Source organism: Micromonospora sp. NPDC048935 (assembly GCF_043197875.1).
In the GTDB taxonomy this organism is placed as follows: Bacteria; Actinomycetota; Actinomycetes; order Mycobacteriales; family Micromonosporaceae; genus Micromonospora.
In genome coordinates, this window is record NZ_JBICTZ010000001.1 from 296,752 (window position 1) to 314,415 (window position 17,664).

Below are 17,664 nucleotides of genomic sequence, written 5' to 3' on the forward strand. Positions count from 1 at the left end.
CTAGTACGCGTCGCGCCAGCGGGCGGTCAGCAGCGCGGATGAGTCGTACGAGGACGCGTCGAAAGCCAGCTCAGCGGACTCGCCGCCTGGCAGCACCGGCCAGCCGATGCCCTCCACCGACGTCAGACCACGCCGCGACACGGTGCCGTTGATGTAGACGGTGCGGGCGGCGGTGTCGATGTCCAGCCACTGGCCGGCGGTGAGGGTCACCCACACCCGCACGATCCCCGTGCCAGCCGACGTCAGCAGCGACACCCGAGGCTCCACCACCGGGCCGTCGACCCGCAGCAGCAGCCCTGTCGGTTTCTTGCCGGCGTTGGTGATCGTCTGCCGGCCCGAGGTGACCACTGCGCCGATCGTGAACGGCACGGTGATCGGGACTGTCAGCCCACCAGATGTTGACGGCAGCCCCAACGTCACCGAATGCTCGACGCCGGAGTAAACGGTGGAGTCGAGGCCAACAAAGGCTGCGCGGGTCATGGCCATGCCCAGGCCGATCAGCCCGATCTCCGGCTCCACCATGCGCGGCCGGCCGCGCATCATGTATTCGGTGCTACCGAACCGCCAGCGCATTTCCACGTCATCACTGCGTGGAGCGAACGCCGCCAGCAGTGCCTGGTGGGCGGCCTGCCACCCGTCAACGGTTTCGGCCTGGGTGAGAACCACGATGGGGACTACTGCTTGCTCAGCCCACTCGGCACCCGACCACGACCCGTCACCCCACGCCCGTTCGCCCGACTGGTCGGCTCGGGTCGTCCGGGTCCACGGGTTGAAAGTTTGCAGCGAATAGACGGTGCCCTCGCCGAGCAGGAACCCGCCGACACTGACCTGACCGTCTGCGAGGGGCATCAGCGCGCCCCCCGCATCGCCAAGTCCTGCATCACCTGCGACAGCGAGAATTGGTTGCTGTAGGCGCTGAGGTTGACGGTCACAGGCCCCCCGCCAGCCGGGGCCGCCGCCACTGCGTTCCCCTGCGAGGCGGCCTGGATGCCCCACCGGTTCGCGGACAGCCACGCCTTGGGTACGACGGCCATGCCGTACCACTCCATGGCCCGCCGGCCGATCGAGATGGAACGTTCCCGGTCGCCGACCTTCGGGATAAACGCCTCGCCGCCAGTTTGCGGTTCGGCGATCATGTACCGGCCCGGGTTGCGTGGGGTGAACACCTCCGCTTCGCGCAGCAGGCCGGTGGCGGCTTTCGCGTAGCCGCCCTCGTGCACCCCACCCCACCGGTCTTTGCGCAGGGTTCCGCCCGGCACTTTCAGGTCACCAGTGCTCGTCCACCTGACGGTGCCGCTGATGTAGATGTGCTTACTCTGCAACTCATTGATCTTCGATTTGAGTGCGTTGACCGCTGCCGTGGCCTCACCCGTGGACGCCCAAAACGGCACCGTCTTCGACGGTGGCACATTCCTGACGGCGAAGTTGAAGTCGGTAACCTGCTGCGTCGCCGCACCAGTCCCCGGGGCCGACACCGCCGTCTGCTTGACCGGCGGCATCTTCGCGTACGTCGCCAACAAGGTGTCGATTTCGGCATCAGTCAGGTTCGTCTGATCCAAGGTTCGCCGCAGCGCCGCAATGTACGAGTCGTAGGCGGCGTTCGCGACATCAATCGACTGGGTTTCGTCATACTTCTTCTGCGCGGCCTCCGCTGCTGCCTGCGCGGCCTGCCCCACAGCGATGCGGTTCTCCAACGCCGCCCGACTGTTACCGGTCACCACATCCTTGTTGGTCTTGAACGCCTCCGACACCTCGTCGATGGCGTCCTTCGCCGCCAACGCCGCCTCATCGGAGGACAGTTGCGCCCCGTTCAGCACCTCCCACGCGCGGGTGTACGACCCCATGGTGGTGATGGCGTCCTGCATTGAGCCCGACAGCAACTGCTGCGTCGCCGTCGCCGACCCGGCCGACATGTCGGCGTTCTTCATGGCTTGCTCGTAGCCGGGCAACAGCTTGATCAGCTCGTCGGCGTTCATGCCTGACTCGGACAGCACCCGGTTCCACGCCTCAATGCCGGCGGTTTTCCCAGACGTTTCCACCAGCCGCACCAACGCGTCGTCCAACGCCTTCACGTTCTCGGCGCCACCGGTCCACGAACCACCAAAAATGGCCTCGTTCAGCTCCCGGGCCCCAGGGATGATCCCTTCGATGGAGCGGCCAAGCTTGGGAAACCACGAATCAGAGGCGGCGTTAACATCCTTGCCGAGGTCACCCAAACCGGCACCGAAAACGCGGGTGGCCTCACCGGTGACCTTGCCGGTTACCGCGTACTCCTGCAACGCCTTCGACAGGCGCTCCACATCGGGGGCGGCGTCACGGAACTGCTGCAACACCACCTGCGCGGCCTGCAACGCGACGAGCGCCACCGCAGCCCGACCAGCCGCCTTCGCCGAGGCGTCAACGCCGCGGGCGGCACGTTCACCCGCCGGACCTGCGGCGTTGAGACGATCAGTCAGCCCACCGACTGCGGCCCCCGCTTTACCGAACGCACTGTGCAGCCGCCCACCCAACAGCACCAGGCCGGCGCCCGCGAGGAGCACCGCCTGAATGGGGTCGGGAAGCAGGCCGAACACCTGCGCCAACCCGCCCACAACCTCGGCACCGACCCGCAGCACGTCGAAGAACATGCCGACGGCGGCGGCGGTGCCAGGGTCGGCGAGGGTTTCGCCCAGCGTCTCGCCCAGCACCACCAGGACGTCAACCACGCCTTCGATGGCGGCGTTGCCGGTGCGGATGATCCCTTCCACCGACTGCATGTTGTGCGCCTCGTTGTTGAATCGGGCTAGGGCGTCGGCCATGTCCCGCAGCAGCGTTGACCCGGACTGCATGCCGCCGATTCGCGCGATGAGGGTGAAGATTTCCTGCCCGATGTCGAGCAGGGCATCGGCTTGCTTCGCCGCATCCTGGAAGAACCGGTCCAACTGGCCGGAGCGGGCGGTGCGGTCAATCCACTCGTTGAACTGGTCCCCGTAGGCGAGGAGCCCGTCACCCCACGCGTTGACCGCCGGCACCGACGAGGTGAACAGCAACCCCAGCGAACGTCCAGTGGCGGGGATGCGCTGGTTGACCTTGTCGAAGAACCCGTCAGCGGTGTCGAACGCCGCGTCCAGCCCGTTGAGGAAGCCAGGGTCACGGCCGAGGGCGGCAACCTGCCGGAACGTGGTGTTCCACGTTTGCCCGAACCGAACCACCTGTGTGCGGGCGAACGGCAACGCCACCTGGGCCAGGTCGTTGACTTCCCGGTCAAGGCCAGCGAACACCGTGTCCTGGGCAAGGTGGCGCAGGTCAGCGAGCGCGTGGCGTTGCGAACCGAGGACGGTGACGAACTGCTGCCCGTTGCGGGACAACTGAAGGTACGGGTCGCGTTCGTCGGCGAACGTCTCCTTGATTGCATCACCGAGGCCGGCGGTGGCCAGCTTGACGGTGCCGATCGACGCCGCCGACCCTGCCGCGAGCGACGGGATGGCACCCAGCCCGCCGCCGATCGCCGCCAGCAATGGCGGGATGGTTTGCAGCGACGCCGAAGCGACACCAGCGACAGCCGGAATGGCCGCCAACCCCTGCCACGGGGCCGCCCCACCGGCCGTCAGGAGGCCACCGCCAAGGATCCCGGCGACCTTGGAGAAACCCCGCCGGGTGCCCTGCTCGAAGCCGTCCCCGAACCCCTTACCGGAGTCCTGCCCGGCCTTCACGAACTTGCCGCGTGAGTCCCGCAGTTTCCCGTCCGCGCCACGGACGATGCCGTCGCCAAGCTGACGTCCGGCCTTCTCACCCACATCACCGAGGGCGGCAACCTCACGTTGCGCGGCGACCGCTTCCCGCTTCACGTTGCGGACCTCGTCAGCCCCGCCGCGCAGCCCCCGCTTGAACTGGGCAAGCTCGGCAACGAACTGCACGGAGATACGACGTGCCACCGGACACCCCCAACCAGGTCAGAGGGCGTTGCGGGGTTTGGGAGAGCCGCGTCGTACCCGCACCACGCGGGGAATGAGCGCCCGCTTGTCGTCGGGGTCCGCCTTGTGCAACCGCATGGCGGTGGTCACCGCGCACTCGGCGGGGGTGACCGGCCAGTAAATCCACTGGGCGCGCGGGTTGTTCCGGTCGGCATCTTTCGACTGGCACACCGACGCCGGGCCACCGCAGTGCGGGCACAGGTCGTTCTCGTATTCGGCGAGGGCCAGCATCCAACCGCGTTGTTCCTCATCCCACGCCGACTCCACCCACTCGGTGGAGCGCACCACCCTGCCGTCGCCGTCGTGCTCATACTCGGTGACCCGGTCAGGCGTCCAGCCGTCGAACTCGCGCAGGCTCAGCCCAAGCCGCCTCGCAGCATCAACCCTCGCTAGGAGGCTCGGATCAGCTGTGAGACGGCGAACGAGTTTGGGACGTCAACCTTGCGGATACACAGGTGGAGGGCGGTGTTCTGAAGTTGGGCGAACTGCCACTCCGTGAGTTTGCCGTCTTCCACCGGCTCGCCGGCCTTCTCCAGCCGTGCCCGCTCATCGTCGTTGTCGCCCAGCAGTTCCCGCCACGTGTCGTCGTCGAGGTCGTCGGGACTGTACGTGCACGACCGAATGAGGGCTTCCATGAACGCCTCAACGTTGTAGCCGAGCTTCGCGTCTTCCTCGTTGTCTTTGCGCGGCGGGTGCTGCTTGAGCAGGGCGTCCCACGCCTTGCGGTGCAAGGCGCGCATCCGGAACACGATGGTGTCGGCGCGCATCTGGTCCTGCACGGCGGTGATCTGCGCACCGATCTCGCGGGCACGGTGGTCCCCGGCGAGCCGCTTGTCCTTCGCCGCCGCAGCCTCAGCGTCAGCCAACTGGCGGTGGAGGTCTTCCCACTCGGCTTGCAGGTCACCACGCAAGCAGATGTCAACGGTGCGCTCCGGCAGCGCCGCCGACTTGAGGCGGTCCTTCGTGCTCAGCCGGCCAGGTTCGGCAGCGGTGGCATCCGTCATGACAGCGCCTCCACAACCCGCACCACCGCGTCGGGCAGTTCGATCCGCGCGGACTCGGGCAGAAGCACCAGTTCCAGCACAGGCCGGTCGCGCTCCCACGTGAGCCGCAGGGCATCTGCCTTCACAGCGGCGGAGATGTCTACGCCGTCAACGGTCAGGTGGTACTCACCATGGGCGTCACCGGGTGCAATCACAACTTTCGACATAGTCAGCCCTTTCGTATCAGCCCTTGGACACGGTTGAAGGCGGTGTGGGCTAAGGGCTGAGGAAGCCCACACCGCCAGATCAGGGGAGTGCGAGGGCTAGGCGACGACCACGGCGTCCTGCACGACCGGGCCGGTGATGAAGGGCTTCTGCGTCACCGTCAACACGCTGTTCGCGGTGCCAGGCTGCTTACGCCGCCAACCCATCTTCGCCGGGTACACATCCACGATGTCGCCGGCCGTGACCGCCTGGTCGTAGGGGACGCCGATGCGGGCCACCCAATAGCCGGTGGTCAGCCGAGTCAACGCCAAGTACAACTCGTTGTCGGCAGGCGAGTCTGGGTTGTGGACGTACGACACGTTCAGGCTGTGCTGAAGGCGGCCTGGCTGCTCGTACGTGGACGTGGAACACAGCCGCTCATCGGTGACGGTCTGCTCATCCGTTTCCGGGGTCCACCCCTCGGCGGTCAGGTAGCACGACGCGTCGATCACTGACGGGGCGGTGAGTTCGGCGACGGTGGGGTTTTCGGGGTCGGCGAGTGCAGGCACCCACCAGACGGCCTGGTTACCATCGGCGGGCACCGAATTGGGCATCGTCACTGTGGGTTACCTTCCTTCGCTCGCTGTGTCAGCCGGCGCGTCTGTCGAGGTGTTGGCCTTGCTGCGGCGGGTACGCCCGCCGTCAGTCGGGGTGTTCGGGTCGCCCGGAGCCGCGGCGTCCGAGGACTGCCGCTGCCCATCACCGCGGGGGATGAACTCCTCACCGCCCGAAGCGGGTTCGGTCACCACCGAGCGGGCGGGGGTGGCTGACCGCCCGTCTTTACCGACGAACGGCTTCGCCGGGCGGGGCACCGCGCGGGTGCCTTCCAGATCCGGCCACCGGTCGGGGTCGTTCACCGGCTCCACACCGCGCCGGTGCTCCAACGCACGGGCATCCAGGTCGAAAAGGTGCCCGGTTTGGGTGTCACGCACCCTGATCCACTTCGGCATGACGTCCCCTTACCGCTTCACGACAATGCGAGTGACCGTGGTCGTTGAGGACCACGTGATGTGCGCCAACCGGTCCGACGGGTCCCGGTACACATCCAGCAGCGGAATCTCCCACAACTGCCCGGCCGGAATGCTGAACACCTTGTCCGGTGCGGCCACCCCGTATGACGTGTTGCCGGGCACAGCGATGGTGCAGGTGATGGGCGAACCGGAGCCGTTGTTGACGAGCAGCGAATACCCGCCGCACTTCGCGGTGTCATTCGCCGCAGCGGGGAGGAGCGCCAGGTTGACGCCTTCGAAGGAGGCGGTGCGTACGGGAATCTCAGCCATCAGGGCTCCGGGATGAGTTCAAGGTGAATAGGGCGAACGTGAAGTACGGCGGATGACCGTCGGGGGTGCGGGCCTGCTCATCCCGCTGTGGCTGTGGTGGCCCGGCGGCTTCCGGCTGCTGGGTGATGACCGAGCAGTTGCGGCCGGGAATGGTGGGCCGACGGCGGTGCAGCAGCGCGGATGCCCGATCGAGGGCGGTAATCGCCTCACGCGGGTCACGGCCCACCGCCGTGATCTGGGTGGTGGTGGCTGTCTCACCGCCGTACCCGTTGAGGGTGATCGTGGGGCGCATTGCGGGTGGCGGCCACAGGATCAGGTGCGGGTACTCAAGCGGCCCATCAACCTCGTCGACCTGGCCGATGAACACGCGGTAGGGAAGGGGTTCGAGGAGGTCCGCCAAACCTTGGGCGTGCGCCCACCCGACGTCGGTGTCAGCCATCCAGAACCTGCCCACCCAAGGCTTCGGCGGCGGCGTAGAACATGGGTTCCACCACGTCGGCGGCCTGATCCATGAACGGCTGCGGGGCCTGACGGCTTGTACCGTTATGCACCCAATGGTCATACGAGACGTTAGGCCCGGTCTCTCCAGAGATCACGTCGGAGCCTGGGCCGCCGTTGAAGTCCGAGGTGATCGACGACCGCAGCAGGCCAGTGAGCACTGGGGCGCGGGCCTTACCGATCTGCTCTGTTCGCAACGTGGACGACCGCACCAGCCCGTGCACATTCCGGCCCAGTTCCACCCCGGCGCCGTCCATGTCGTCGGCAAGCCGGTCAAAGTCGTCCACCAGCGCACCCCCTCTATCGGGTGGTGGGCTGCCTCAACTGGCAGACGAGGTCCCGCTGCCACGAGATTGACGACCCCGACACGGCGACCACCGTCAAGGTTCGGGGCGGCTCCAACAGGTCAGGGTTCGTGGCGGTCGCGGTGAGCGTCACCAGGTCGTTGGTTTGGTACACGACCGCGCCGACGGGCAGGGTGATGCGCACATCAGCCAATGGGGTGGTGGTGTCCGCGACCACCGGTTGCCCGGCCGCCGACAGGTACTGGTAGCGGCACGGCCCCTCATACAGCAGTTCAGGCGGCGGGTACGTGTTCTTACCCGCTGCATCGTCCCACACCGCCTGCTGCGCCGGGCGTTCCACCCGGCACTCGGCGGTGGCCTGTTTGTCGGCGACCGGGCGGTGGTGTTGCTCGAACCGGGGATGGATCAGGTGGGTGTTCGGCAGCGGCATCCGGTCACCACCAGACCCGGTACGCGGCATGCGGGTCGAAGTCGACGACCGAGATGGCCCACGCCTCCGCCCCGCCCACCACATCGTCAACGTCCTGCCGTGCCTGATCCCGCAACGCTTTCGCCTGCGCCCGCAGTTCGGCGGCCACCGCAGGGCCGTCGGTGCTGAGGTCCTGCGTGGTGATCTTCTTCGATACCAGCAGTTCGGAGCGGGAGATTGTTTCCAGCGCCGCCGCAGCGGCCCGCTTCACCCCACCCTCCAAGGCGAGGAACGCCAGGATCTCATCGTCGGTGAACAGCGGGTCAGCATCGCTCACGTCGGTAATAAGTAGCCGCACCATGCCCACATTGGTGGTGGGGTCAGTCGTGATCACACCGCCCCCAGGTCAGACGCAGGGTCAGCCGTCGGCGTCGATGACCTTCGCGGCCACACAGGCGGCAATGATGTCGTTGCGGCCCGCATCGGGGGCGTAGGCGACCTTGGCGAGGTTCGCGAACGCCTGCCACGCATCAAGGCCGGAACCCTTGCCGTGACGCGGCGGTGGCGGGGGCAGCGACGGCCGGGCGCCCGGTGCTGGTTCGCTCACCTCAACCGGGTCATCGTCGGTGTCGTCCTCGTCCGCCGCAGGTGGTTCGTCGGCGGCCGGCTCAGACACCGGTGTGACCTCATGCTGAGGCCAACGCTCCGGTGCGGGTTCGCTGATCCGGACAGGCCCGCCCGGCGCCGGCTCCCCACCGTCCGCCGAAGCGGGGGCGGGAAGCCGGGCGTCAAGCAGGTCGTACAGATCCGAAACGGCGTCGACCAGTGCGGACAACCATGGGCCGTCCGTGCCGAACGGTGTGCCCAGATTCGGTCGGACACGGCCCATGATCAGGCGCCCGTACCGTTCGACACCACAGCCGACTTCGGGTCCATAAGCGTTCCGCCCAGAACCATGCGAACCCGGTACTGAATGGCGTCGTGCTCGAAGTCGCCCTCCTCCGGGGCAACCGGCCCGCCGCCGACGCGCATCGCGTTCGGCGACTTCACCCACAGCTCCGGGGTTTCGTGGCCGATGAGGAAGCCCAACTCCATGGCGGGGCGCCCAACGGTCGGGTTCGCGAACACGTACCAGGCGGTGTTGCCGTTGGTGGTGTTCACGATCGGCAGCCACGGGTTCACCACGACGGACACCCGGTTGCGCATCCAGTTCGCGACCCGAAGCTGATCGTTGCCGGTGCCCGGGCCGCCGCCGGTCGCGGCAAGGATCTCGGTGGCGTTGACGATGTTGTTCGCCGCGACCTCCAACGCCGGAGGCACCACGAGGGTGACACCTTCGACGTAGATGGGGCCACCGTCGGAGTCCTTCTGCTGGCCGAGGGTCTGCATGGCGTACTGAAGGCCCTGAACGGTCAGCGCCGGGTTGGTGGGGGTGCCCGCACCGGTGACCGTGGCGTTGACCTGGTTGCGGTTCGCGTTGGAGAAGAAGGTGCTGTTGGGGCCGCCGGAGCCGGAGAACAACTGCGCGGCGAACTTCTCCTCGGTGCGGCGGGCGGCGTTGCCGAGTCGGGTCGGCAGTTCGGTGAGGGCGTCCAGGTCGTCGTTGACCATGGTCTCCCACGAAACGGCGATCTGGTCGCCGTACTTCGCCACCGCGTACTCGTAGGCGGCGTCGGTGACGGACCGCACCTTGTACGGGGCGAGTTCCTTCACCTGGTTCAGGACACCCTCACCGCCGTCCAGCGTGAAGCGCTTCACGGTACGGAAGTCCCGAACCCGGCCCCGCTTGGCGTACGACGGCCACTGCACCGGGCGGGTCTGGTACGCGGCGAGGAGCTGCCGGTCGATGATGTCACCGAACAGGTTGGTGAAGTCCGCCCGGGACATGGCCTCCTGGAAGGCGACGGTGGCCCGGCGGTCACCTTCGATGGTGCCCCGGTACAGGCGGGTGAGGTGCAGCAGGTTCCGCTTGTACTGGGCGGATTCCTGGCGGCGCTGCCGGCGGTTGCCGGTGAGCAGGGTGCCGTCGCCGCCGAAGATGTTGTTGGTGGCGGCACCCTCGGTGCCGGCCTGGAAGGTTTCGAGCTGGCCCAGCGTGCCAAGACCAGCGTCGAGCATGGAAGTCGTCATGTTCGGCGGGTCTCCTAGTAGCCGACGCGGACAGGGATGGTGGCGGTGGCGCCGGATGCGACGGCGGCCATGGCGTAGCCGAAGCGGACGCCGTTTGTGTTGTCCTTGTTGATCTTGTGGGGGGTGGCGGCGGTGTCGTAGTAGACGATGTCGCCCGCCGCGATGGCCGCGTCCGTGGTCGTCTCGCCCTTCACGGATAGGTCGAACGTGCCGTCGAGGGCGCAGGTGGTCACACCGTTGGAGTCCTCGTTGGTGAGGGCCACACCGGGGATCTGCCCGCAGATGACCGGGTCACCCGACTGGGGGGTGGCTGGCGCCGTGCAGACCAGCGGCGCGCTCTCGGTCCACATGTACACGGTGTTCTTCGCCATGATCAGCCACGGCCCTTCGACGCGATCGACGCCTGAGCCTCGGTTAGACCCAGGGTGGTGAAGAAGTCGTTCATCTCCTTCTCGAAGCCGTCGTCCTGCGGCGACTCCTGCCGGGCGGTGCCCAGCCCGTACGGCTGGCCCACACCGGCGGCCTCCAACGCCTCAGCGCGAGCACCCCGCACGTAGGTCGCCTCATCGGCGATGACCGTGGTGATCGTTGCGGTCAGCGCCGTCTCATCCACCACACCCTCAGCGGTCGTCGGCACCTGGCCGAGGACCCGCGAGGTGACCCGGGGGGTAATCTGCGCGACCACGTCGGCGTGCTCCGGGGCACGCAACGCGACAGTGACCGCCTCGTTGGCGCGCTCACGGTTACGCAGCGACCGGTTCTCCGACTCGCGGGCCGTGTTCGCGGCCTGCACAGCGGTCAGGGCGGCCTGCATCTGGGCGAGCTGAGCGGTGACCGCCTCCAAAGCCGCAGTCGTCTGCGCGTTCGGCGCGGACTCGGCGGCCGGAGCAGTCACGGGGGCGGTGTCGACGACCGGTGCCGTCCCCGCCTCAACCGGCGCGGTGCCGGTCGTGGTTCCCGACATAGCGGGCTCCTTATCAATGGGTGGGTTGGGTGCGGTCGGCGGGGCGCCGTCCGTCACGGTGTGGGGGGCCGCCGGAACGGCCTCGGGGGTGGGGGACGGCACGGTGCCGGGCGCACCCGGGTTGGGGTTGGCCTCAGCAGCCGGCGCCGTCTCGGGCTGCGGCGGCTCCTCCCACAGGTCCCGCTGGAACAGTTGCGGGGCGTCTTGCTCGACGCGGGCAACCCACGCCTGCAACGCGTCCCGGATCGCAGCCGACAGTGCGGTGCGTTCCTCACGGGTGAGCCGGCCGTCGCCGTACAGTTCGTCGCCGATCTCGGTGAGCCGCAGGTGCAGCCGCGATTCCAACCATTGGCCGACGTTGCGGGCCTCAGTGGCGGGAACGGTGTTGCCGACGGATTCGAGGACGGACACGATGCCACCCCCGGCCGCTGGTTTGGTGACGAAGTCAACGGAGCGGCCTTCGGGGATCGACTGGACGATGAAGCCTTCACGGCCGTCCTGTTCGCCGTGCTCGCCGGTCACCCACGCGCGAATGGACATGCCGATCGTGTCGGCCATGTCGGTGATCGTCTCCCGCCATGGGGCGAACAGGCGGGCCTCTGCGATCAGCGCCTGCTCCGCCTCGTCCCAGCGGGCGGCGGACGTGGTGACGGCGGCGAGGTTGCGAATGCTGCCGGAAGGGCGGGCGGCGTCTTCCTCATCGGTGGCGTGGTCAACGTAGCAAAGCGTGCCGGCGGGCCAGGCAGCCGGGCCGTCACGGCGCAGCACCTCGGCGGGATACAGGTTTCCGTTCAAACTCCAGCCACTGCGAATCAGCCGAATGGCGAGGCGTCCGGGCTGGGTAATGGTGGCGCCGGAGGTGTCGGCTTCACGAACGGTGACCCGCTCGACCGGCTTGGCCTCGGTCAGGGCTTCGACTGCGGGTGCCGATTCGGCAACAGCCGCGCGGGCGGTGAGTTCGGTGATGAACGCGTCCTTCGAGTAGCCGGATGGTCCGGTAACCCGCACGGTCATGGTGCGGTCGGACATGGGGGATCGCCTCCCAGGTGGTTAGCGCCGCTGGTCGGCGATGCGGTTGAGGTCCCGCAAGGGTCGGGGCACGATGGAGGTGCGCCAGGCCGGGTTGTCACGGCTCACCGCCAAGTCAGCCCAGCCGATGCGCCCGGCACGCAGCAGGGCCAGCCGGGCGGCACCGAGGACAGCGGTTTGCTGCTCGTCGGTGAGCGCGTCGAATGATGCTTGCCGGTCGGGAATGCTGTCGTCGGGTTCGTCCAGGTCAATACCGAGCGCCCGCCACGGCTTCACGTGGGGTGCTCGTGCGCACCGGCCCTGCTGGTGGTCGAGAGGGCCCGCCTCGTCAAGGTCGTGAACGGTGCCGTGCATTGACCAGCAGGACGGGCATGTGTTGACCGCGCCCCGCCCTTCGACGGTGGCCAGCCACACCCACCCGTCAAGCAGGTCAGCGTTGGCGTTGTCGGCGTACCGGGCGGCGGTGCGGTAGGCGTCCAACACCTCCGTGCGGGCTACCACAACAGCCCGCTGCAACCCACCCTCGAACGCCCCGTTCACCGCGGCGACAGCACGGCGGGCAATCTCCGTGGGGTTGTTGCCAAGCTCAACCCCACGCACCAGTTCACGACGTATAGCCGCCGACGCGTCCGCTGACAGTGGCCGGGTTTGCGCGGTGATCGCTTGGATGACGCGGGTCTTGATCGCGTCCAACGCCGACGGGAGAATCCGCTCAGTGACACGTTCGCGGGTGTCGTCTTGGTAGGCGGCCGGCAGTTGGGAGGCGATCACGTCAGGTTCGGCGCCGGCCGTGGCGACAATGGCTTGGGCAGCGGCAGTGGCCACCGTGCTGGTGGTGGCATCGCCCAATTCGTTGAGGGCGTCATCGGTGTCGGCGAGCACCTGTTGCACCGGTCCCATGCGGGCCAGTTCGACGGGGGTTGGCCAGCGGCCTTGCGCCACAGCCCACGCCACTAGTAGGTCGACGGCGGTCTGCCAGGTGGGGGCGAGCCGGTCCCACGCCGCAACCCATTGGGCTGTCAGGTCACGAACGGCGTTGTCAGCAAGCCCGCCCACGGTGGCACGCATGGCGCGGATGAGTCGGAGGGTGCGAGAGGTGACAGCCACCACCCACCCCCGGACGCTGAGTCAAGGGAACACTGTGGAAGCGGGCTGCTACTGATCGACCAGCCGAAACGGTGACCCCGCGCGCAGAAGCTCGGCAAGCTGGATCTTCGTTCGAATAGGGCGGCCTACGACCCGGCCAGCCCTGTCGCAGTGGACGGCAATGACGTAGGCGGCCTTCTCGCCCTTGGCGGGCACCACCTGCAACACCTTGAGGTGCCGGCCGTTGCCTCTTGTGTCAGTGTCTGCCCAGACCTGCCCCTTGGCTGCCTGGCTGAAGTGGCTGGCCATGCAGAGAGTCTGCCATCCGGGACGCAGGTTGCTCGGCGTTGGTGCCGGGGCGGCCGGACCGTAACCGGCCACCCCGACACGGCTAGTGCGAGGCTCAGAGGCCGCCGCGCTGCCGGTCCGCGACGGAACCCGGCTCCGGCTCACCCTCCACACCCTCCACCGGGGCGGGCTCCACCACCGGAGCCTCGTAGCCGTCATCCGCCGACTCGACGGCGGTACGCAGCGACTCCACGTCCGACTTGATGCCGTCCACGATCTCCTGCTGCTCCGAGGACAGCTCACCGTCCTGAAGGTCGATGACTCGCTGCTCCAGACGCGCGATGGCGTCCCGCAGGTTCGTTGCCGAAGCGGCCTGCGCGTCGGCGAGCCCGGTGAGCCGGGTCTGAAGGTCACCCATCTCGTCGCTGAACTTACCCATCTTGATCTCCTGCCTGTGCAGTGCTGTGCGCACCTCGGCGATTCCAAGGCGGCGTTGTAGGTAGCCCCACATGCCTGTCACCCCCGCGTCCGTCGTTTGGGCTGCCGCTGTGGGGTGGGTATCGGCAGCGTGAGCTGTTCGACGGCTTCTGTCGCCGGTCCGTCACCCGGGTCCGGTTCGTCGTCGGGTTCGTCGTCTGGTGCCATCCGACCCGGACCCGTGTCGGCGGGGTCGCCGCCAGCACGCTGCCGGTCCGCCGCAGGTGAGCCGAGGGGTGCGGGCCAGTGAAATTCGCCGTCAGGGCCGACCATGGCTTCCACCAGTTGGTCGACGTTGCGCACACCCAGCGCGGTGAGCAGCAGCCGGGCGATTACCTCGGGTGGGATGGTGCCCGTGCCGTTGGCCTCCACCACCGATTTCACAATGGTGGCCGGGTCAACCTTGTCCAACCGCGGCCACGTGATGTCGATGGTGGGGTCCGTGTTCCCAGCCAAAGACACGATTTCTCGACCGGTCCACGGGTCGGCGGCGATGGTGCCCTGCAACCGTCCCCGTGTTGCCCGCACCGACTCGGTGATCACATACCGGAGCATGCGGTGCAGCACCGCAGCCCACAGGTCGCGGCGCTGGTTCATGGTGCCCTCGGTGGGCCTGTCCAGTGTTTCCGCTGTGGCGCGGGCACCGGTCACACCGGGGTCACCCAGCAACCATGTAACCGGGATGTCGAGCGCCGAGGCGACCATCGCAGCGAGGGGGCGACCCGAATCGGAGTCGAGGGTCGCGCCGGACTTGGAAACCGCCTCCAACTGCACGTCCGGGGGCAGCACCGCGGTTGCGCCGGCGTGCAACGGTTCACCGGTGCCCGGATCCCGCGGTGGCGGGCCAGCGAGGCGGGTTCGCACTGCGGCGTTGCGGCCACCGGGTGCGCTGGCTTTCCACGCGTACCGGGACAGGGACCGCATCAAGCGGGCCCAGTCTTCCAAGAACTCTTTGTATGCTCTTGCCCAGTCCACGGCGGCGTACGCGTCCGGGATGCCCCGCTGCCACCCCAACGGCTGGTTGACGGGCACGTGCAGCACCGGCGAGTACCAGTCGACGTTCTTGCCGGCGTAGGTGCCGGGTCGCACCTCCGGCCGGTAGTCGACGTCCGGGTACAACTGCTCGCGGGTTGATCGCAGCGGGTTGCCCTGACCATCGCGGTCGATGTGCGTCCACCGGCGCAGGTAGTACCAGGGGGTGGCGGCGTCCTCCGGATCGCAGATGATTTCCGCAATCTCATCGGCGGGCAGGGTCCGCACCTGCACATGGCCCGTGGTGGGCCTAGTGAACAAGGCGAAAAACACTTCCCCGTCACACCCAAGCCCGAACTTCTCCAACTGGTCCCGGGCGGCGGCACCGGTGGCGCAACGCTCATTCGACGGGTCCGTCAAAAACGCGTGCACCACCGCCTGAACATCCTGCTCGCCGCCCTCACGGCCGTTAGCGCGGGCAGTGATCTCCACACCCTGGCCCCACACGTACGCCGACCGCAGGTTCAAACCCCGCTTGATCAGCGGCTGTTTGATCGCGAACAGGCGGCAAATCGCCCGCATCTGCGTCATCGCCTCAGGGGAGAACTCGTGCTCGCCCTGGGCGGTCAGACGAATCCAACCCGGCTCGTACAACGCCCGCTGCAAGTCGGCAACCGACTCTTGCAGCAGTTCGTTGTTGTTGACTTCCTGGTTGAGGCGAGTCAGCAGGTGCTCCACCTGCTCGTGCAAATCAACCTCAGCGGACGGGGCAACCTCGGCGGTTTCCTGCACGACAGGTCACCCCCTGCCAGGTCAGACGGGCGAAATTTCGAAGTCAGCGTCGTCGGCATCCTCGTACACGTCCGCTTCGCTGGCAGGGGTCGGCGGCGATGTCAACATCAACGCGTCCGCCTTGTCCGGTGACGGCATGCCCCGCTTGCGCATGTCGTCCTTCGACTCAATCTGAATCTGACCCCGCGACGTGAACTTGTACTTCATCGACCCGAGCTGCGCCGCCAGCTCGTCGTCATCCGGGTCAAGGTCCACGTCCCCGTCCTCGAACCTCTGACGGAGGCTCCAATACCACTCAGCGCGGGCATTGACGAAGTGCTCGCGGTCAACGGCACCGCCGCCGGCCTGCATGTCGACCACGTCATGGCCGTGCTCAACCAACTGGTCGACGACACCGCCACCCACACCCACACCGTCCACGCGAACCTCGTCCACGGACCGGTCACGAACCGCCTGCACAACCCGGCCAGTGGTTTCGGTGGTGGACTGCTTCGCGTAGTCGCCGATCACCCTCGCCACCGGGCCCTGCCGTAACAACAGGATGGTGCGGTCGGAACCGTACCGGGCCACGTCCACACCAAGGATTGACCACGGCCCGGGGCCGCAGGTGCGCTCCTGTGCGGCAAGAATCCACGTGGGTGGTATCAACACGTCCTCGCCGATGTCGGGGAACTCCCCGAGCACCTTCGACGTGAACCGCGGTGATTCGACACCCCAGCGGCGAATCTTGTCTGCCACCCACTCGGGGTCCAGCATCAACGGGCGCAGCCCGTCGGGCACCAGCTCGGTAGAGGGACCCAGCCCCAGCCGCTCAAATAGGTCAGCTAGGCCGGGCTGTTCGGCGATCCGCTCCGCCGTCATGTTTGGCGTCTCCAACCCGGAGATCCGAATGACCTTCCACCCGGAGCCGGGCTTACACACCTGGTTGAACTCCGTCGCCGGGTCGTCCGGGTTCCCGATCGCCAAGATGCGGCAGTCGGCGTTCGTGGTGATCGCCTCCACGGCGGTCCATAACTGGGCGGGTATACCGCACGCCTCATCGAGGATCACCAGCACGTACCGGCGGTGAATGCCCTGGAACCCATGCTCGTCCGTGTCCGCCGGCTTCCGGCCGAACCCGATGAGGGTGCCATCGTCAAGTTTCCACTCATCCGACTGCAACACCCTGCCCGGCAGCGGGTCACCGCGGCCGGCGGCCTTCTTTGCCGCCGCCCGGATCTCTTCCCACAGAATCGCGTGAACCTGCTTGTACGTGGGCGCCGTCGACACCACGAACGCCTCGCCTGGCGGGTGTGTGTCCAACCACCACGCTGCGACGCGAGAGGCGATCCACGACTTGCCGGCGTTGTGGCACGACTTCACCGCAGTCCGACGGTTGTCCCGCACCGACTCGGCGATCTCCCGCTGCTTCGACCACAGAAACTCACCCAGGCGGTTCTGACACCAACCCACCGGGTCGTTCAGGTACGGCGACAGCGGGGCGGGCTCGAACATGCGGGCTGCGGCTTCGAACGGGTCGACGGGGGGCGCGAACACGGAGGCTGTCACGCCGACCCCCTACGCCGCCACCCCAACGGACACTGCTCGCAGGCGCATCGGCACCACCGTGGCCACCCGCGCCTGCTGCTCCGGCGACAAGTCCAGGTCGCCCAAAATCGCTTTGATGACCCCGGCGAGCATCGCACCCTGCTGCTCCGCCAACTTCACGCGGCGTTCTTCCAGGCCGGCGCCGATGGCTTCCTTGCACACCTTGACGAGCCGGTCACGCTCCGACTGCCACAACTTCACCCAGACATTCACCTCAGCGGCCCGGGTGGTGTCGACGCCCGGAAACTCGCCCGCGTCCTTGGTGATCTCAGAGGTGACACCCCAGACGACCTGCTCGGCTTGAAGCGCCTGAACCTGCTGGTGCAACCACTCGACCGCGCCTGCCGTCCGGTGCACTTCTTCTAGCAGCGCATCCCGGGGGTCAACCTCGCGGGGCAGCCCGAACGTGGCGACAGCCTTTGCAGCCTCCGCGACCTGAATGCGCACCTCGGCGGCAGCCTTCGCCTGGGGGGAGGCGCCACCGTGGTTGCGGCACACCTTCTGACCCTTCATCGGCCACTTGGTGCAGCGTTCCCCGTTGGTGCGGCGACCTGCGCATTTCGGCTTTTCGCTGGGGGCCGGCTTCATGGGTCGATCACCGCCGTCCCGGTTTCTTGGGTGGTGAACGGCTGGTGCCCCGAGGCGCG

The 17,664-nt window shown here is 67.5% G+C and carries 22 protein-coding genes; all 22 read right to left on the reverse strand.

The genetic code is table 11. The features are described from left to right. On the reverse strand, positions 1 to 849 hold the full coding sequence (locus tag ACGFIW_RS01700) for a hypothetical protein (RefSeq protein ID WP_393310420.1): 849 nt from the start codon (positions 847 to 849) through the stop codon (positions 1 to 3). Continuing rightward, the gene (locus ACGFIW_RS01705; protein WP_393310421.1) at positions 849 to 3,914 is read right to left on the reverse strand and encodes a hypothetical protein; all 3,066 of its coding nucleotides are present in this window, start codon (positions 3,912 to 3,914) and stop codon (positions 849 to 851) included. The genes ACGFIW_RS01700 and ACGFIW_RS01705 overlap by 1 nt, the downstream gene beginning before the upstream one ends. An 18-nt stretch (positions 3,915 to 3,932) precedes the next feature. Beyond that, positions 3,933 to 4,241, reverse strand: coding sequence for a hypothetical protein (locus ACGFIW_RS01710; RefSeq protein ID WP_393310422.1), 309 nt, complete (start codon positions 4,239 to 4,241; stop codon positions 3,933 to 3,935). A 101-nt stretch (positions 4,242 to 4,342) separates the two neighbouring features. Continuing rightward, positions 4,343 to 4,957: a hypothetical protein gene (locus ACGFIW_RS01715; protein WP_393310423.1), complete on the reverse strand. Its 615-nt coding sequence runs from the start codon at positions 4,955 to 4,957 to the stop codon at positions 4,343 to 4,345. Then, entirely contained in the window at positions 4,954 to 5,163 is a 210-nt protein-coding gene (locus ACGFIW_RS01720) for a hypothetical protein (RefSeq protein ID WP_393310424.1), read from the reverse strand. Before ACGFIW_RS01720 ends, ACGFIW_RS01715 begins: the two co-directional genes overlap by 4 nt. 96 nt (positions 5,164 to 5,259) lie before the next feature. After that, positions 5,260 to 5,760, reverse strand: coding sequence for a hypothetical protein (locus ACGFIW_RS01725; RefSeq protein WP_393310425.1), 501 nt, complete (start codon positions 5,758 to 5,760; stop codon positions 5,260 to 5,262). A gap of 6 nt (positions 5,761 to 5,766) precedes the next feature. Continuing rightward, positions 5,767 to 6,132 carry a hypothetical protein gene (locus tag ACGFIW_RS01730; RefSeq protein WP_393310426.1) on the reverse strand — a complete coding sequence of 122 codons (366 nt, stop codon included), beginning with the start codon at positions 6,130 to 6,132 and terminating at the stop codon, positions 5,767 to 5,769. Between the two features lie 27 nt (positions 6,133 to 6,159). Beyond that, the gene (locus ACGFIW_RS01735) at positions 6,160 to 6,480 is read right to left on the reverse strand and encodes a hypothetical protein (protein WP_393310427.1); all 321 of its coding nucleotides are present in this window, start codon (positions 6,478 to 6,480) and stop codon (positions 6,160 to 6,162) included. Continuing rightward, positions 6,473 to 6,919 carry a hypothetical protein gene (locus ACGFIW_RS01740; protein WP_393310428.1) on the reverse strand — a complete coding sequence of 149 codons (447 nt, stop codon included), beginning with the start codon at positions 6,917 to 6,919 and terminating at the stop codon, positions 6,473 to 6,475. The genes ACGFIW_RS01735 and ACGFIW_RS01740 overlap by 8 nt, the downstream gene beginning before the upstream one ends. Beyond that, entirely contained in the window at positions 6,912 to 7,265 is a 354-nt protein-coding gene (locus tag ACGFIW_RS01745; protein WP_393310429.1) for a hypothetical protein, read from the reverse strand. Before ACGFIW_RS01745 ends, ACGFIW_RS01740 begins: the two co-directional genes overlap by 8 nt. Positions 7,266 to 7,278: 13 nt before the next feature. Further along, a complete protein-coding gene (locus tag ACGFIW_RS01750) occupies positions 7,279 to 7,713 on the reverse strand; it encodes a DUF6093 family protein (RefSeq protein ID WP_393310430.1) in 435 nt (144 codons plus the stop codon). A gap of 4 nt (positions 7,714 to 7,717) precedes the next feature. Next, positions 7,718 to 8,086: a hypothetical protein gene (locus ACGFIW_RS01755; RefSeq protein ID WP_393310431.1), complete on the reverse strand. Its 369-nt coding sequence runs from the start codon at positions 8,084 to 8,086 to the stop codon at positions 7,718 to 7,720. Positions 8,087 to 8,110: 24 nt separating this feature from the next. Next, positions 8,111 to 8,527 carry a hypothetical protein gene (locus ACGFIW_RS01760; RefSeq protein WP_393310432.1) on the reverse strand — a complete coding sequence of 139 codons (417 nt, stop codon included), beginning with the start codon at positions 8,525 to 8,527 and terminating at the stop codon, positions 8,111 to 8,113. Positions 8,528 to 8,583: 56 nt separating this feature from the next. After that, positions 8,584 to 9,822 (reverse strand): Mu-like prophage major head subunit gpT family protein, encoded by a 1,239-nt coding sequence (locus ACGFIW_RS01765; protein WP_393310433.1) that lies wholly within the window; start codon positions 9,820 to 9,822, stop codon positions 8,584 to 8,586. A 14-nt stretch (positions 9,823 to 9,836) separates the two neighbouring features. Next, a complete protein-coding gene (locus tag ACGFIW_RS01770) occupies positions 9,837 to 10,193 on the reverse strand; it encodes a capsid cement protein (RefSeq protein ID WP_393310434.1) in 357 nt (118 codons plus the stop codon). 2 nt (positions 10,194 to 10,195) lie between these two features. After that, positions 10,196 to 11,815 carry a hypothetical protein gene (locus tag ACGFIW_RS01775; protein WP_393310435.1) on the reverse strand — a complete coding sequence of 540 codons (1,620 nt, stop codon included), beginning with the start codon at positions 11,813 to 11,815 and terminating at the stop codon, positions 10,196 to 10,198. A 21-nt stretch (positions 11,816 to 11,836) separates the two neighbouring features. After that, positions 11,837 to 12,883, reverse strand: coding sequence for a phage minor head protein (locus ACGFIW_RS01780; RefSeq protein ID WP_393310436.1), 1,047 nt, complete (start codon positions 12,881 to 12,883; stop codon positions 11,837 to 11,839). A gap of 87 nt (positions 12,884 to 12,970) precedes the next feature. Further along, positions 12,971 to 13,210: a hypothetical protein gene (locus ACGFIW_RS01785; RefSeq protein WP_393310437.1), complete on the reverse strand. Its 240-nt coding sequence runs from the start codon at positions 13,208 to 13,210 to the stop codon at positions 12,971 to 12,973. A gap of 94 nt (positions 13,211 to 13,304) precedes the next feature. Beyond that, positions 13,305 to 13,628 (reverse strand): hypothetical protein, encoded by a 324-nt coding sequence (locus ACGFIW_RS01790; RefSeq protein WP_393310438.1) that lies wholly within the window; start codon positions 13,626 to 13,628, stop codon positions 13,305 to 13,307. A 77-nt stretch (positions 13,629 to 13,705) separates the two neighbouring features. After that, a complete protein-coding gene (locus ACGFIW_RS01795; RefSeq protein ID WP_393310439.1) occupies positions 13,706 to 15,430 on the reverse strand; it encodes a hypothetical protein in 1,725 nt (574 codons plus the stop codon). A gap of 21 nt (positions 15,431 to 15,451) precedes the next feature. Then, positions 15,452 to 16,978 (reverse strand): hypothetical protein, encoded by a 1,527-nt coding sequence (locus tag ACGFIW_RS01800; RefSeq protein ID WP_393310440.1) that lies wholly within the window; start codon positions 16,976 to 16,978, stop codon positions 15,452 to 15,454. Positions 16,979 to 16,987: 9 nt separating this feature from the next. Continuing rightward, a complete protein-coding gene (locus ACGFIW_RS01805) occupies positions 16,988 to 17,530 on the reverse strand; it encodes a hypothetical protein (RefSeq protein ID WP_393310441.1) in 543 nt (180 codons plus the stop codon). Between the last annotated feature and the right edge of the window lie 134 nt (positions 17,531 to 17,664).